Annotated in this window: 15 protein-coding genes and 1 pseudogene; 13 read left to right on the plus strand and 3 right to left on the minus strand. The window is 41.5% G+C overall.

The features are described 5' to 3' along the window. Positions 1-85, minus strand: a pseudogene (locus H5185_RS22900) (uroporphyrinogen decarboxylase); the annotation flags it as partial. A gap of 386 nt (positions 86-471) precedes the next feature. Between H5185_RS22900 and rraA the strand changes: the two are divergent. The 13 genes from rraA to H5185_RS06240 all read left to right on the plus strand — a co-directional run bounded on the left by rraA (position 472) and on the right by H5185_RS06240 (position 12,268). Further along, positions 472-957 carry a ribonuclease E activity regulator RraA gene (gene rraA, locus H5185_RS06180; RefSeq protein ID WP_124017263.1) on the plus strand — a complete coding sequence of 162 codons (486 nt, stop codon included), beginning with the start codon at positions 472-474 and terminating at the stop codon, positions 955-957. Between the two features lie 345 nt (positions 958-1,302). Beyond that, a complete protein-coding gene (locus tag H5185_RS06185; RefSeq protein ID WP_404948444.1) occupies positions 1,303-2,337 on the plus strand; it encodes a formimidoylglutamase in 1,035 nt (344 codons plus the stop codon). 256 nt (positions 2,338-2,593) lie between these two features. Beyond that, entirely contained in the window at positions 2,594-3,349 is a 756-nt protein-coding gene (ubiE, locus tag H5185_RS06190) for a bifunctional demethylmenaquinone methyltransferase/2-methoxy-6-polyprenyl-1,4-benzoquinol methylase UbiE (RefSeq protein ID WP_124017261.1), read from the plus strand. Further along, a complete protein-coding gene (locus H5185_RS06195) occupies positions 3,349-3,969 on the plus strand; it encodes an SCP2 domain-containing protein (RefSeq protein ID WP_182741617.1) in 621 nt (206 codons plus the stop codon). The genes ubiE and H5185_RS06195 overlap by 1 nt, the downstream gene beginning before the upstream one ends. Continuing rightward, complete coding sequence (ubiB, locus tag H5185_RS06200; protein WP_124017259.1) at positions 3,966-5,615, plus strand: ubiquinone biosynthesis regulatory protein kinase UbiB; 1,650 nt, start codon at positions 3,966-3,968, stop codon at positions 5,613-5,615. The genes H5185_RS06195 and ubiB overlap by 4 nt, the downstream gene beginning before the upstream one ends. 110 nt (positions 5,616-5,725) lie before the next feature. Next, positions 5,726-5,959 (plus strand): Sec-independent protein translocase subunit TatA, encoded by a 234-nt coding sequence (gene tatA, locus H5185_RS06205; protein ID WP_124017258.1) that lies wholly within the window; start codon positions 5,726-5,728, stop codon positions 5,957-5,959. Between the two features lie 6 nt (positions 5,960-5,965). Beyond that, on the plus strand, positions 5,966-6,370 hold the full coding sequence (gene tatB / locus H5185_RS06210) for a Sec-independent protein translocase protein TatB (RefSeq protein WP_124017257.1): 405 nt from the start codon (positions 5,966-5,968) through the stop codon (positions 6,368-6,370). A 12-nt stretch (positions 6,371-6,382) separates the two neighbouring features. After that, entirely contained in the window at positions 6,383-7,132 is a 750-nt protein-coding gene (gene tatC, locus H5185_RS06215; RefSeq protein ID WP_124017256.1) for a twin-arginine translocase subunit TatC, read from the plus strand. 53 nt (positions 7,133-7,185) lie between these two features. Further along, on the plus strand, positions 7,186-7,710 hold the full coding sequence (locus H5185_RS06220; protein ID WP_124017255.1) for a hypothetical protein: 525 nt from the start codon (positions 7,186-7,188) through the stop codon (positions 7,708-7,710). A gap of 24 nt (positions 7,711-7,734) precedes the next feature. After that, positions 7,735-8,556 carry a TatD family hydrolase gene (locus tag H5185_RS06225; protein ID WP_182741618.1) on the plus strand — a complete coding sequence of 274 codons (822 nt, stop codon included), beginning with the start codon at positions 7,735-7,737 and terminating at the stop codon, positions 8,554-8,556. Continuing rightward, positions 8,553-10,475: a diguanylate cyclase gene (locus H5185_RS06230; RefSeq protein ID WP_182741619.1), complete on the plus strand. Its 1,923-nt coding sequence runs from the start codon at positions 8,553-8,555 to the stop codon at positions 10,473-10,475. Before H5185_RS06225 ends, H5185_RS06230 begins: the two co-directional genes overlap by 4 nt. A gap of 14 nt (positions 10,476-10,489) precedes the next feature. Continuing rightward, positions 10,490-11,503: a porphobilinogen synthase gene (gene hemB, locus H5185_RS06235; protein WP_124017252.1), complete on the plus strand. Its 1,014-nt coding sequence runs from the start codon at positions 10,490-10,492 to the stop codon at positions 11,501-11,503. Positions 11,504-11,716: 213 nt separating this feature from the next. Next, positions 11,717-12,268, plus strand: a complete 552-nt coding sequence (locus tag H5185_RS06240) for a thioredoxin family protein (RefSeq protein WP_182741634.1) — start codon at positions 11,717-11,719, stop codon at positions 12,266-12,268. Positions 12,269-12,368: 100 nt separating this feature from the next. Here the strand turns inward: H5185_RS06240 and H5185_RS06245 are convergent, their stop codons facing one another. Both H5185_RS06245 and rhlB read right to left on the minus strand, forming a co-directional pair. Then, on the minus strand, positions 12,369-13,304 hold the full coding sequence (locus H5185_RS06245; protein ID WP_182741620.1) for an exopolyphosphatase: 936 nt from the start codon (positions 13,302-13,304) through the stop codon (positions 12,369-12,371). Positions 13,305-13,307: 3 nt separating this feature from the next. Then, positions 13,308-14,612 (minus strand): ATP-dependent RNA helicase RhlB, encoded by a 1,305-nt coding sequence (rhlB, locus tag H5185_RS06250; protein WP_124017250.1) that lies wholly within the window; start codon positions 14,610-14,612, stop codon positions 13,308-13,310. Positions 14,613-14,681: the final 69 nt, after the last annotated feature.

Genomic DNA, 14,681 nt, shown 5'->3' on the forward strand with positions numbered 1-14,681 from the left:
AAATGATGTCTTTCATCATCAGAGAAATAGCAACCATAACTGATGCAACATACCCTAAGATTTCAATAATATTGATATTTTCCATAAGAACCTCTGTATCAGGCTCTCTGCCTTCCGTAAGCGTAACGAGGATTCCATGCCCCTAAAGCTAGCATTATTTTGTAAACTAACATTAATTAATCTACCAATATGCTAACAAACTGCTGAGTAAAAATGTAATTAAAAAACGTATTAGGATGACCTAAATCAACATATATCAACTAATACATTCAATTTGAAAGAAAATTACTTCCAAATCTGATCCCTGTTCTGTATTTAGGTCAATGGCATATTTAGGCATATGTAACACCATAAGTTGATTTATAACAATCCGGTGATTGATAAGGCTTTTATTTTCATAAAAAGCTCATATAATTCATTTAACTTTGCTTTACCCAGCATTTTACCTTTGCTGTCCAACAGGAGTTAAATATGGAATACAACACCTCAGAACTTTGCGACATGTATATAGATGTAGTCGATGTCGTTGAACCAATGTTCAGTAACTACGGTGGTTGCAGCTCCTTCGGTGGCTCAATCAGTACAATTAAGTGTTTTGAAGATAATGGTCTGATTGCAGAAGCCTTAGAAGAAGACGGTGAAGGTAAAGTATTACTTGTTGATGGCGGTGGCTCATTAAGACGCGCTCTGCTTGATGCCAGAATAGCTGAACTAGCTGTTGCCAATAACTGGGAAGGTATTCTCATTTACGGTTCAGTGCGCGATGTTGATGCTCTTGAAGAACTTGATATTGGTATTCAGGCACTTGCTTCAATTCCTGTGGGAGCTGAAAGTAACGGAGTAGGCGAAATCGAAATTCCAGTTAATTTTGGTGGCGTAACCTTCTTACCTGGTGACCATATCTATGCCGATAACACCGGTGTTATTTTATCGCCAGAACCATTAGATATTGATTAATGACGTCATAGCCGATTTCGCTTTGTAAAAAGCTGGCAAACGATTACTTTAAAAACCAGCTATGCTGGTTTTTTTATGGCTATACCTAAGCGACCTGAATATGCTTAGTTCAGCAAAAATAGCTTGGTTGTTAGACAAAGTAATCATTTTCATGGATTAGTTATTCTCCATCTAGAATGGTTAACGCAAGCTGTCGGCCAAAAACACTGGCCCTTTGGAGTCCATCATCGGCCCTGTTTCGTGGTCTAGAAATGCATGCAATGACAGCGTCATTAGATTGTATTTTTAACTAGAATTGAAACCGATGATGAGACTCTGAATCTTGTCTTTCAGGTAATTTGGAGAATCATCATGTTTAGTGCATTTACCCAACAGCACTGCGATAGCTTATTAACCTTGCGGCCTAATGAAACAAAACTCGGTCAGCAAGTTTATCTGGCATCGACACAATGGTCATTAGCACAAAATGCCCAGCAGGCTAAATCTGCTGGCGCACAGTTTGCCATTATCGCCATTGCAGAAGATGTTGGACCAAGGGCTAATTTAGGCCGGGGTGGAGCGGATGATGCCTTTATCGCCAGCATGCAGCAGTTGTTAAACTTACAGTCCAATCGCTTTCTTAATGGCAATGAATGTGCCATTTTGGGGCAAATTAGTCTTGACCATTCGCTACCCATAACAGCGAGTATTGAACAATTACGTGATGCAACTGCGCAATTAGATGACATCGTTATTACTGCGATAAGTGATGTAATGCAAGCCGGGCTAGAACCTATCGTCATTGGCGGCGGCCACAACAATGCCTATGGATTATTGATGGCGACTAAGGCTATTACAGGCTTACCCGTTGCAGCGGTTAACCTTGATCCTCACAGTGACTTTAGACCGCGTGAAGGCCGCCACAGTGGTAATGGGTTCAGTTACGCGGCAGCTAATGGCGCCCTCGACCATTATCATATCCTCGGATTGCACGAGCTAAAAAACAGCGAACAAACCCTAGAACAACTGAGTTTGTTTGGCGCTACATGGAACAGTGTTCAACAAATTTGGATCCGGCGTGAACTGTCACTTGAAACAGCATTAAAACAGATTGCTAAATCATTAAATCAAACTCAACTGCCAGTAGCATTAGAGCTTGATGTCGATGCGATTGCCAATATGCCTAGCAGCGCGGCTACCTTTGCCGGTATTCCACTCCTCGATGCCTGTCATTATGTGCACTATATCGCTAAGCATTGTTCATGTCGTTATGCTCATTTTGCCGAAGCCGCTCCAGCATGTCATCACGCAGGGATAGATGCGGGATATCGCGATGTAGGCCAAAGTCTAAGCGAGCTAATCTATGCATATATCCAGGGACGACTAACTTGTCTCAATTAGAATCTGTAGCAGCTATTCATTAAACACTAATTTTATGCTCTAATGCAGTGCAAATTTTTAGCCCTAATAGTGGATATTTATTGAGGCTAATTGGCGCGAAGATCATTGCTATGTTCAAGTTGATGTGGAATGTATATTAGGTGTAAAGCAAGACAACTAATTGATTGTTGTCACACTCTCACACCGCAACATTTCAGCAATCATTCGCAATGGCATACACTTGCTATTAATAATCGCACATTATAGGAATATACCGATGTCTGAAGGCGAACCAAAAAACACTCATTTTGGATATAAAACTGTCGAAGCCGATAAAAAAGCAGACTTAGTCGCTGATGTGTTTCATTCCGTCGCGGCAAAATACGACATTATGAATGACGTAATGTCTTTTGGTATTCATCGCTTTTGGAAGCGTCACACGATTGAAGTCGCTGCAGCTCGCCCAGGTATGAAAGTGCTGGATTTAGCCGGTGGAACAGGTGACTTAACCGCTAAGTTCTCTCATTTAGTTGGCGAACGTGGCCAAGTGGTACTTGCCGATATTAATGATTCTATGCTCAAAGTGGGTCGTACTAAATTACGCGACAAAGGTATAGTCAATAACGTCAGCTATGTACAAGCTAACGCTGAAGCACTGCCGTTTCCAGATAACCATTTTGATATCATTACTATTGCGTTTGGTTTACGTAATGTAACCGATAAAGATGCCGCGTTACGCTCGATGAAGCGTGTCTTAAAACCGGGTGGGAAACTTTTAGTATTAGAATTTTCTACCCCAAAACATGAGTTAATGCGCAAAGTGTACGACATGTACAGCTTTAAAGTATTGCCAAAAATGGGCGCGATAATCACCAAAGATGCTGACAGCTACGAATACCTAGCTGAATCTATTCGCATGCACCCAGACCAAGAAACCCTTAAGCAGATGATGATAGATGCTGGGTTTGAGCAAGTTGACTACACCAATATGACAGACGGCGTTGTCGCATTGCACAGAGGTTATAAGTTCTAATGATACCTAATCACTTTGCTTTGCTAACTTGTGCCGCGATAGAAACCGCTTTTAACCAACTGCCAGCACAAGCTAAAAGTGACTATGCGCGACAAAAATCATTGCACGGCAAAGTATTTTGTATCCAGTTAAGCCAGTTAAATTGGCCTATTTACTTAGTATTTGCTAAGCAAGTTCAAGTGCTTAGCCATTATGAAGGTGACGTTGCGGTAACTGTGCGCGCTGATATATCGACTTTATATCAGCTTACCGAAGGTGCGAACTTAACTGAGCTCATCAAACAAGATAAGCTCAGCTTGCAGGGTGATATTCAATTATTACAATCATTAAGCCACTATTTACAGCACATTCATGTTGATTTTTCCGAGCCATTATCACGCTATATCGGTGATGCTCCGACACATAAAATAGTCTCTGGCGCCAAACAATTTAGCCATGATATTAAGCAAGTCATCCATAAAACACGCTCGCACATCAGCCAGTTAACCACTGAAGAATATCGTCTGGCACCGCATAAAATTGAATGGCTACATTTTCGTGATAATCTGGATGAGCTCGTTAGCCAAACCGATAGTATTGAAGCCAAAATAGCCCAATTAAGAGAAAACATAACTCAATGACAACTGCAAGTATCAGGCGTGGTTACCATGTCATTAAAACCATTTTACATTTTGGCTTAGATGACCTAATTCCTCGACACAAAAAGCCCTGGTATTTCTCAATCCTGCGCAATAGTCTGTTTTGGATCCGTAATAAACACAAAGATAAATCACCTGCCGAACGCTTAAAACTGGCGATGCAAGATTTAGGGCCAGTGTACATCAAACTAGGGCAGATGCTGTCGACACGTCGAGATTTACTTGACGACGAATGGGCTTATCAATTGGCTATGCTGCAAGACAGAGTACCGCCGTTTGATTCCGCTTTAGCACGCCAAGCAATCGAAGCGGAACTGGGTGCACCCATCACGACCTACTTTGATGATTTTAACGATACCCCATTAGCATCAGCCTCAATTTCACAAGTGCATACCGCAACCTTAAAATCTAACGGTAAAGCTGTGGTGCTTAAAGTATTACGCCCAAATGTTGAGCAGCAAATTTTAGCTGATCTCCAGTTAATGACGCAAACAGCCAATATCCTGGAAGCTATATTAGGTGAAGGTAATCGTTTACGTCCTGCTGAAGTGATTGAAGATTATCAAACCACTATTTTGGGCGAGCTAAATCTTAAACTCGAAGCACTTAACGCCATCAGGCTGCGCAATAATTTTATTGATTCCAATTCGCTGTACGTGCCATTTGTATACGAAGAACATAGCTACCAACGATTAATGGTCATGGAACGTATTTACGGTATTCCAGTTTCTGATACCGAAGCGCTACGTGCACAAGGAACCAACTTTAAACTGCTTGCCGAACGCGGCGTAGAACTCTTTTTTACTCAAGTATTTCGCGATAATTTTTTCCATGCCGATATGCACCCGGGTAACATCTTTATTAGTCGTGAACATCCAGACGACCCATTCTATATAGGCCTAGACTGCGGCATTATGGGCACCTTAACCGAGGTGGATAAGCGCTATCTTGCAGAAAACTTTTTAGCCTTTTTTAATCGCGACTATCACCGGATTGCTCAGCTGTATATTGAGTCTGGCTGGGTGTCAGAACACACAGATATCATTGCTTTTGAACAAGCTGTAAAAGTAGTGTGCGAACCCATGTTTAACAAACCACTTGATGAAATTTCATTTGGCCATGTATTGCTGGAGCTGTTTAGAACAGCTCGCCACTTTGATATTGTGGTGCAACCACAGCTGGTATTATTGGAAAAAACCTTACTGTATATTGAAGGTTTAGGCCGCCAGTTATATCCACAATTAGATTTATGGCAAACGGCAAAACCCTTCCTAGAAAACTGGATGTCTGAGCAAGTCGGCCCTAAAGCCATGTTCAAAAAAGTCAAATCCAATGCACCGTTTTGGGCCGATAAACTCCCCGAATTTCCTGAACTGATTTATGATAACTTAAAATTAGGCCGTAAATTACTCGGCACCCAACAGCAGATGCTTGATAAGTACTTAAAATATCAGCAAAAATCTCACAAAAGTAATTATCTACTTATCACTTCTGCTGTATTATTGATCTGTGGCACAATTTTATTTACTCAGATAGCTACACTATGGCCAGCGTATACCTGTATTAGTGTTGGTATATTAATTTGGGCGGTAGGATGGCGATCTAGACCAAAGAATCGTAAATTTTAGCTAGCACTAATTTATGAGACGTTCATAATACTTAAAGAATTGGGTGGTATTGTGGATTTTGAAATAATTTTTTTACAAAAACCATTTTTTATTTAAAGAGGATAATCTTCATGGGCGGCATCAGTATTTGGCAGCTTCTAATCGTAGCGTTAATTGTCATTCTATTATTTGGAACTAAAAAATTACGTTCTTTGGGCGGTGATTTAGGCGGGGCAGTAAAAGGCTTTAAAAACGCCATGACACCAGAAGATGAAAGTAAATCATTAGAAGATAAAGACAAGACAGCAGCGACCTCGCAACAGGCTGACGAAAAGCAACCTGAATCTAAAGATAAACAGGCGTAATTTATTATGTTTGACGGTATCGGCTTTATGGAGCTGCTGCTGATCGGTATTTTGGGGCTAGTGGTTCTCGGCCCCGAAAGACTCCCGATTGCAGTGCGTTCAGTAACGGGTTGGATCCGCGCACTCAAGCGCATGGCTAACTCTGTCAAAGATGAACTTGAACAAGAGCTTAAAATTGATCAGTTGCATGCTGATTTAAAAAAAGCGGAAAGCAAAGGCTTATCTGGTTTATCGCCAGAGCTACAAGAATCAATTGATCAGTTAAAAAAAGCGGCTGCATCTGTGAATCGACCTTACAAAGTTGAAGACACATCACCTGTTACTCCAGCAAAACCAACTGAACCTTCGGCCCCTGTCGCAGAAGCTAAGTCATCAGAAGTGACTAGCGAAAGCAGCTCAACCCCTAAATAAAACGGATAATTCATGTCGCAACAGCAACCGCTTATTAGCCATTTGCTTGAATTACGTAATAAATTGCTTAAAGCCATTGGCAGCGTATTACTGGTATTTATTGCTATTGTGTATTGGGCCAACGATATTTATCACTACATCGCCCTACCATTAATGCGATCGCTGCCAGCAACAGGTAGCATGATTGCAACCGACGTGGCTGCACCCTTTTTTGCACCATTTAAACTAACATTGGTGTTAGCATTTTTCATTGCCATTCCCTATGTCCTTTATCAAGTATGGTCGTTTGTTGCCCCTGGGTTATACAAACATGAAAAGCGCTTAGTTGTGCCCTTATTAGCCAGCAGCACCTTGCTGTTTTACCTTGGAATAGCCTTTGCTTACTACATCGTTTTTCCGGTTGTTTTTGGCTTTTTTACAAGCGTAGTTCCTGAAGGCGTTCAAGTCGCTACTGATATCAGCAGTTATTTGAGTTTTATTTTAAAGCTGTTTTTTGCTTTTGGTTTAGCCTTTGAAATTCCAGTAGCAGTGGTTTTACTTTGTTGGGCGGGTGTCACTACACCTGACGAGTTACGTCAAAAACGTCCTTATATCGTTGTCGGCGCCTTTGTTATTGGTATGATACTGACACCACCAGATATTATCTCGCAGACTATGCTAGCAATCCCAATGCTGTTATTGTTTGAAGGTGGGCTAATCGCTGCACGTTTTTACAGTAAAAATGAAGATGATGAGCCAGAGAACGAACAAGCTGATAGTTAGGCAATAGCACAAGTCTCTAAGGCTCAGAAGCAAATAATAATAAGGAACAATCAATGCGTTTAAGTTTAATTGCTGCTGGGATCATATTGATGTCAGCTAATGCATATGCCAATACCAATCTTGGTCAGCAGCTGTCTATATGCGCCGCTAAAACCGACAAAACGGCGCGATTGACCTGTTATGACACATTAGCGGCGAATGCTAAACCCAGTGCCCATATTATGGCTACAGCAAGCCCTGTCAATTCTATAGCACCTGAAGTCGCGACAGTCCCAGCAGCTGCAGTATCTGTTGTTGCCAGCCCAAAAGCATTAAGCGTTGATGATTTTGGATTGCAAAAGAAAGTAATAGAAGATGAAGTCAGTAAGATTTACTCCGAGGTTGTTAGCGTTAAAAAAGATGCTTTAGGCGCATTTATAATCACATTGAACAATGGCCAAGTGTGGAAACAAAATAGCTCCAAGTATTATAAAATCAAAAAGGGTCAACACATATTCATTGAAACGGGTGCATTAAACTCGTTTTTATTAGGCAGTGATGATCGTAATGCGACGACTCGAGTTAAACGATTAAAGTAGCCTGATTACTTTGATTATGATGACATGACTCAATACATCGACATTGCTGTCAATCTGCTTAGCGAAAGGCTTAAGCACGATATTGACACTGTTATTAATGATGCGGCGAAACACCATGTTTCGCCGTTAATTGTTATTGGCAGCGATCTCGATGAAAGCACTGAAGCCATATCAACCTGCCAACAATATCCGCAACAACTCTACTGTACTACCGGTGTTCATCCCCATCATGCATCCTCTTGGGATCAACACAGCAAAACACGTTTAACACAACTTGCGCAGCAAGATACTGTGGTGGCGATTGGTGAGTGTGGCCTTGATTACAACCGTGACTTCTCTCCAAGAGCTGACCAAAGAAAAGCATTTTCCGCCCAATTAGAACTGGCTTGTGAACTCAATATGCCGGTTTTAATGCATTGCCGTGAAGCCCACAGCGACTTTATTGCCATAGTAAATGAATATCGAACTCAACTTCCAAATGCTTTACTTCACTGTTTTACGGGTAACAGAGATGAGTTGATTGAATGCCTAGACACAGATTTATATATTGGTATTACGGGATGGATTTGTGATGAACGCCGAGGCCAAGATTTAGCAAAACTAGTACCTTTGATCCCCAATAATCGCATAATGGCAGAAACAGATAGCCCCTATTTATTACCGCGCAGCATGCGACCTAAACCAAAATCGAGTAAGAACCTACCCCAATACTTACCTTATATTGTTGAGTATATGGCTAATTTACGTCAACAGTCGCCGATATTATTAGCGCAACTATGTTACCAAAACAGTTGTGATTTTTTCCAACTACCTATGGTTCTACACACGAGTAACGACGCATTATGAGCATAAGATATCGTTGTTTGACGCTGTACAATCAATATCATGTTAGGATTATTGTTGGACTTTTTTTACTGCTCATTAGCCAAAGTAGTTGGTCTAATACCCTTTACCCTACTCCGCTGCGGCTAACCGCTAATTCCATCACCAAAATTGAATTGCAAGACTGGGTATATGCCAATCAAAGTAACGACATTGAAACCCTAAGCCAATTATTACAACAGCCAGAAAATAGCTGGAAAAAGCTCAACACAGATCAACCCTATAAAATAGGCGTTAAAAACTATTGGGTGAGTTTTAGTATATTTACGCCCAATGATCATCTTGCACGCATTATTGCCTTAGACAATCCTTTGCTCGACAGCGTTAAAATATACCACCTGATTAATGGGGAACTGGTCAGCACTGAAGTCATGGGAGATACATTACCGTTTAAGCAACGGCCATTACAAAGTAATATTTTTTTATATCCCGTTAACTTTGAACCTGGTGATACCCATACTTTTTATCTCAAAATCGATAATAAAGGTACCATCAGCTTACCATTGATATTGTGGTCATCGAATGATCTTACCCAACTGACCGAAACCAAGAACTTGTTCAGTGGCATGCAAATAGGTGTACTACTTGCGATTTGCTTGTTCAGTTTATTCATTGCACTTGCTTCTGCATCTTTTAGTTACAGTTATTACAGCGGCTATGTATTAGGGCTCACGATACTCTCGGCGTCAATACACGGAGTATCATTTCGCTATTTGTGGCCTCAATGGCCCATTATGCAGCAGTATATTTTCATTATTGTTATCCCCTTAACCCTGGGATTTTCATTGATGTTTACTGAAAAAGTTTTACAACTTAAATATCATAATCTGAAAATGTTACGTATATGCCGCATCATGGCAGTACTGAGTTTTGGGTTAACGATTGTCATGCCATTTATTAATTACAGCTCTGCCCTGTATGTATTGGTATTTGTGGTATTAACAATCAGTACTATCTTGATGGCATTCTCATTGATCCAAGCCTTCGGCGGCCAACGGAATGCCCCTTTATACGCCATTGGCCGTATGGGATTTATGTTGGGTTGTATTGTTACAGGACTCATTTATCTTGGCCTGATCTCTACCAATATATCGCCGCAAATACCCATAATGCTAGGGCTGACCTTTGAAGTTATTACTATGGCTGCAGTGCTTGCGTTACGCTATAACGATGAACGAAAAGCCAAATTTGAGATCCAGCAACACACGTTAGAACAAGCCCAAAAATTGCGAGAAACCCGCGAAGAAGCACTTCGAAGTGAAGCAGAGAACAGTGAAAAATTGGAAAAAATGGTACAAGAGCGTACCCTTGAGTTAGAAATTACCTTGCGCGAACTAAGTGAGGTTAATCAAAAGCTCACTGAGCAAAATACTATCGATAGCCTGACAGGGGTAAAAAACCGCAGCGCTTTTGATCGCCGTCTCATTGCTGAAGGTCGTATTAGCCGTCGTCAGCAAACACCAATGTCTTTGCTAATGATTGATATCGATAAATTTAAAAATATTAATGACAAATATGGACACCTTGGTGGCGACCACACCATAAGGGCAATAGCCAACACACTGTCTGAATACGTAAAACGTCCAACGGATCTCGTATCACGTTTTGGTGGTGAAGAATTTGCTATTATTTTGCCTTGCACAGATATTGAAGGTGCTCTGCTCGTTGCAGAGCAAATTCGCCAAGCCGTTAGTGAACTCAACATAGTACACAATGAAGACATAATACCCGTTACTGTTAGCATTGGTATTAGCGAGACCATTATCGACAGTGATGAGCATCCAATGTTATTACTAGAACAAGCAGATAAAGCCCTGTATCAAGCTAAACGCAGTGGTCGAAACCAAGTCTGCTATTACCAGCGTGAAACAGACACGATCTAAACCAGGAGTCGAAATTGAATATTATTACCAGTGCTTTTCCACAGCGCAGAATGCGCCGCATGCGTAAACATGAATTTAGCCGTCGTTTAATGTCTGAGAATACTTTAACCGTTAACGATCTCATTTATCCAATGTTCGTGTTGGAAGGTTTTCAACGTTCAGAGAAAATTGCTTCAATGCCGGGTATCGAGCGTTTTTCAGTTGATCTATTATTAAAAGAGGCCGCTGAACTGGTTGAACTTGGTATTCCACTTATCGCGTTATTCCCGGTAACACCGGCAGATAAAAAGAGCTTACTTGCAGAAGAGTCTTATAATCCTGATGGTTTAGTACAACGTGCAGTACGTGAATTAAAGCAAGCATTCCCACAGCTTGGCATCATGACTGACGTCGCCTTAGATCCTTACACGACTCATGGGCAAGACGGTATCATTGATGATACGGGTTATATCCTCAATGACATCACTACAGACATTTTAGTCAAACAAGCGCTATCACATGCTGCTGCAGGTGCTGATATTGTCGCGCCATCAGACATGATGGACGGTCGTATTGGCGCAATTCGCCAAGCTCTAGAAGCTAATGGCTTTGTGAATACCCAAATTATGGCTTATTCCGCTAAATATTCATCCAGCTATTATGGACCATTTCGTGATGCTGTCGGATCGGCTAGCAACCTAAAAGGTGGCAATAAACACAGTTATCAAATGGATCCTGCCAATAGCGACGAAGCATTACATGAAGTGGCATTAGATATCCAAGAAGGTGCCGACATGGTAATGGTTAAGCCCGGTATGCCATATCTAGACATAGTACACCGCGTTAAAACAGAATTAGCGGTACCGACTTTTGCTTATCAAGTCAGCGGTGAATACGCCATGCACATGGCTGCTATCCAAAACGGTTGGCTTGCAGAAAAATCCATTGTAATGGAGTCGTTACTTTGCTTTAAACGCGCTGGTGCCGATGGTATTTTAACCTACTTTGCTAAACGCGCGGCCCAGTGGCTTAAAGAGCAAAACCAATAAAACTCGCTTATTGAGGTATTAAGCCAATCCATTCAGGGTTGGCTTTTTATTTTATACTCCAGACTCTGCACTAGCATTAACCCTATTGAGTAAGTGAATCCTCCTATTATCGTGATCAGCATTGCATCATAAGCTATCGCCTCTTAACAGACTTGATTAAGCATGCTTGAATACACTCAAGTACAGTATTTTCTTCTTAAGCGAGACATTATCATGCACAATAACGTTAGAACATTATTGGCCACAACCGCACTCTTTTTCAGTACCCAAATGTTGCCTATGGCCGCATCAGCAAATCCTGGATGCGCATTTGAAAAAGATCAACAAGGCTTTATTGCAACATGCAGCGAGGAGAAACAAGAAGTGATTTTAACTGGCATAATCCAACCACACACTCTAACAACTCAATTACCAGGCTATGCTGAAGGGTTCACTAATTATCAAGTTGATGCGCAAGCCATCGATGTACTCAAAGCCATTAAACAACCGATACAAATAGTGGTGATTATTGGCACTTGGTGTCCAGACTGCCATCGCGAAACACCGCACTTTATGCGAATTATTGAAGCGGCAGCCAATCCCAACATTGAGGTTGAATACATTGGTGTCGACCGAAACAAGCAGGATCCTGAAGGTTTAGCGGCAAAATACGCATTCAGCCGAATTCCAACGTTTATCGTTAAACAACAGGGCAATGAGCTAGGTCGTATCGTTGAACGCCCGCAAGCCACATTAGAAGCCGATTTAGTTGAGATTTTAAAGTAGTGATGTAAATGACTTATTTAACTCAAATATCGTCATCACTTAAATAATCAAAAAAGGTCGCCATGGGCGACCTATTTTTTTATTGCGCTTATGTCAGCCACTACATCGATGCTTTAGCGGCGATACGATCGGCTAACAGTTGTAATACACCTTCACGAAGTGCACCACCAGCAAGATGTAAACGACTAATAGAAAGACTTTCAAATAGCGCGATTAATATTGCCACTCCCGCCGCAAATGTAGGAGCTTGTTCGGCATTTAAGCCCTTAATGCCACTAAGCCTGGCATCTGCTTGCGATAATATTTCATCACGAAAAGCATACAAAATCTTAAGGGTAATCACTTCTGGGCGTTGTCTGTGCTGTAATACAGATACGACTGATTGCACAGCTCCAGAAGCGCCGACAACACTTTGCCAACCTAAGTCGAGCAACTGAGGCCGACATTCAGCCAAAATATGATTAACATAGTCTATTGCCTGTTCAACATCGATGATTTGTAGTGGTGTTTGACTAAAAAATCGTTGATTAAACAGCACACATCCCATTGGCAGGCTGGTTTTAAACAGCACGTTACTACCGTCACCAATAATAAACTCGGTACTGGCACCGCCAATATCTATCACTAACCGGCGCCCCTCACCTTTAGTGGTGGCCACCATGCCTTGATAAATGAGTTCAGCTTCACGTAGCCCTGAAATCACCTCAATGGGATGCTGTAAAATAGGCATCGCACGTTGATGAAATTCATCGGCATTACCAATAACACGCAATGTCGCGGTAGCAAATACGGCAACGTTAGCACTATTAATATGGTGTTGCTTTAACATCTGGGCAAACATGGCCAAGCATTCTAAACCACGCTGCATAACATGTTCAGACAACATGCCATCGTCACCTATACCTTCGGCAAGGCGAACTTTACGTTTATATTTAGCGATAACAATCGGTTTATTTCCCACCGAATTAGCCACCAACATATTAAAACTGTTAGAACCTAATGTTATCGCCGCATAGGGTTGAGATACTGTTAGCATTGACTATGGTCTACGGGTCCTATGACGTGGAGGACGCGAAGTATTGCCGCCACTACGATGCGCACCTTTACTCGCACCATCGCGTGAGCGAGATGGCGCAGGCTTGCGGTGAATACGAACCGGTGCAGGAATATCATCCAATAGTGCATCTCGATCGTAATTAGATACGGGAATTGAATGATTGATATAGGTTTCAATTTCGGGAAGATTTAATGCATATTCTTCACATGCAAAACTCACCGAAATGCCTTTTTGTCCTGCGCGGCCTGTACGGCCAATACGGTGCACATAATCTTCACAATCATCTGGTAAATCATAGTTATACACGTGTGACACATCAGAAATATGCAAGCCACGAGCGGCAACATCTGTTGCAACTAATAAATCTAAATCACCAGAGGTAAATTGCTCAAGAATACGAATACGCTTCTTTTGTGGAACATCACCAGTTAACAAACCCACTCGATGACCATCACCTTCTAAATAAGACCACAGTTTTTCACAGCTGTGTTTTGTGTTCGAAAACACAATCGCTTTATCTGGCCAATCTTCTTCGATTAAGCTCAGTAATAAACGCATCTTGTCTTCCATTGACGGATAGAAAATTTCCTCTTTGATATTTTTAGAGGTTTTTTCTAATGGTTCAATTTCAACTTTTTCAGGGTCGTTCATATGATCATAAGCTAGTTCCTGCACTTTCATTGAAAGCGTGGCAGAAAACAACATATTTAAGCGTGACTTAGCATCAGGCATTCTGCGGAATAAAAAGCGAATGTCTTTAATAAAACCAAGGTCAAACATACGGTCAGCTTCATCAAGCACTACTGCTTGAATGTGGCTTAAACTGATGACACCTTGACGAACATAATCAATAATACGCCCTGTGGTACCAATCAGAATATCAACGCCTTTGTCTAATACTGCACGTTGAGTTTCATAGCTTTCGCCACCGTAAACAATACCGACTTTGAGTCCGGTATGTGCCGCTAATAAATTAGCGTCTTTGGCTATTTGTATTGCTAACTCACGGGTTGGCGCCATTATAATAGCGCGAGGTTCTGTTACTTTGCGACCCTCTGGTGCAGCAACGGTTAATAAATGGTTAAACGTGGCCACTAAAAAGGCCATGGTTTTACCTGTACCGGTTTGGGCTTGTCCGGCAATGTCTTTTGCATTAAGTAATATTGGTAAAGATAACGCCTGAATGGGCGTGCAAAACTCAAAGCCGTTCTCGTTTAACGCCGCTAGTACTTCGGGCTTTAAAGGGAAGTCGGCGAATTTCTTGGTCGATAAATGTGTTTGGCTCATAGCACAAGCATACCTGTAGGGGTTGCAAAAAAAGATTCGATCGTTTGAAATAGCTACATTACTAAAACG

Origin of the sequence: Shewanella sp. SG44-6, from assembly GCF_014164185.1 — a bacterium.
Taxonomy (GTDB): domain Bacteria; phylum Pseudomonadota; class Gammaproteobacteria; order Enterobacterales; family Shewanellaceae; genus Shewanella; species Shewanella vesiculosa.

Bases quoted from the DNA above. Each gene is read 5' to 3' on its own strand.
- rhlB (WP_124017250.1), bottom strand. From the start codon at position 14,612: ATGAGCCAAACACATTTATCGACCAAGAAATTCGCCGACTTCCCTTTA.
- ubiB (WP_124017259.1), top strand. From the start codon at position 3,966: ATGACAACTGCAAGTATCAGGCGTGGTTACCATGTCATTAAAACCATT.
- tatC (WP_124017256.1), top strand. From the start codon at position 6,383: ATGTCGCAACAGCAACCGCTTATTAGCCATTTGCTTGAATTACGTAAT.
- tatA (WP_124017258.1), top strand. From the start codon at position 5,726: ATGGGCGGCATCAGTATTTGGCAGCTTCTAATCGTAGCGTTAATTGTC.
- rraA (WP_124017263.1), top strand. From the start codon at position 472: ATGGAATACAACACCTCAGAACTTTGCGACATGTATATAGATGTAGTC.
- H5185_RS06245 (WP_182741620.1), bottom strand. From the start codon at position 13,304: ATGCTAACAGTATCTCAACCCTATGCGGCGATAACATTAGGTTCTAAC.
- H5185_RS06225 (WP_182741618.1), top strand. From the start codon at position 7,735: ATGACTCAATACATCGACATTGCTGTCAATCTGCTTAGCGAAAGGCTT.
- ubiE (WP_124017261.1), top strand. From the start codon at position 2,594: ATGTCTGAAGGCGAACCAAAAAACACTCATTTTGGATATAAAACTGTC.
- tatB (WP_124017257.1), top strand. From the start codon at position 5,966: ATGTTTGACGGTATCGGCTTTATGGAGCTGCTGCTGATCGGTATTTTG.
- H5185_RS06240 (WP_182741634.1), top strand. From the start codon at position 11,717: ATGCACAATAACGTTAGAACATTATTGGCCACAACCGCACTCTTTTTC.
- H5185_RS06220 (WP_124017255.1), top strand. From the start codon at position 7,186: ATGCGTTTAAGTTTAATTGCTGCTGGGATCATATTGATGTCAGCTAAT.
- H5185_RS06195 (WP_182741617.1), top strand. From the start codon at position 3,349: ATGATACCTAATCACTTTGCTTTGCTAACTTGTGCCGCGATAGAAACC.
- H5185_RS06230 (WP_182741619.1), top strand. From the start codon at position 8,553: ATGAGCATAAGATATCGTTGTTTGACGCTGTACAATCAATATCATGTT.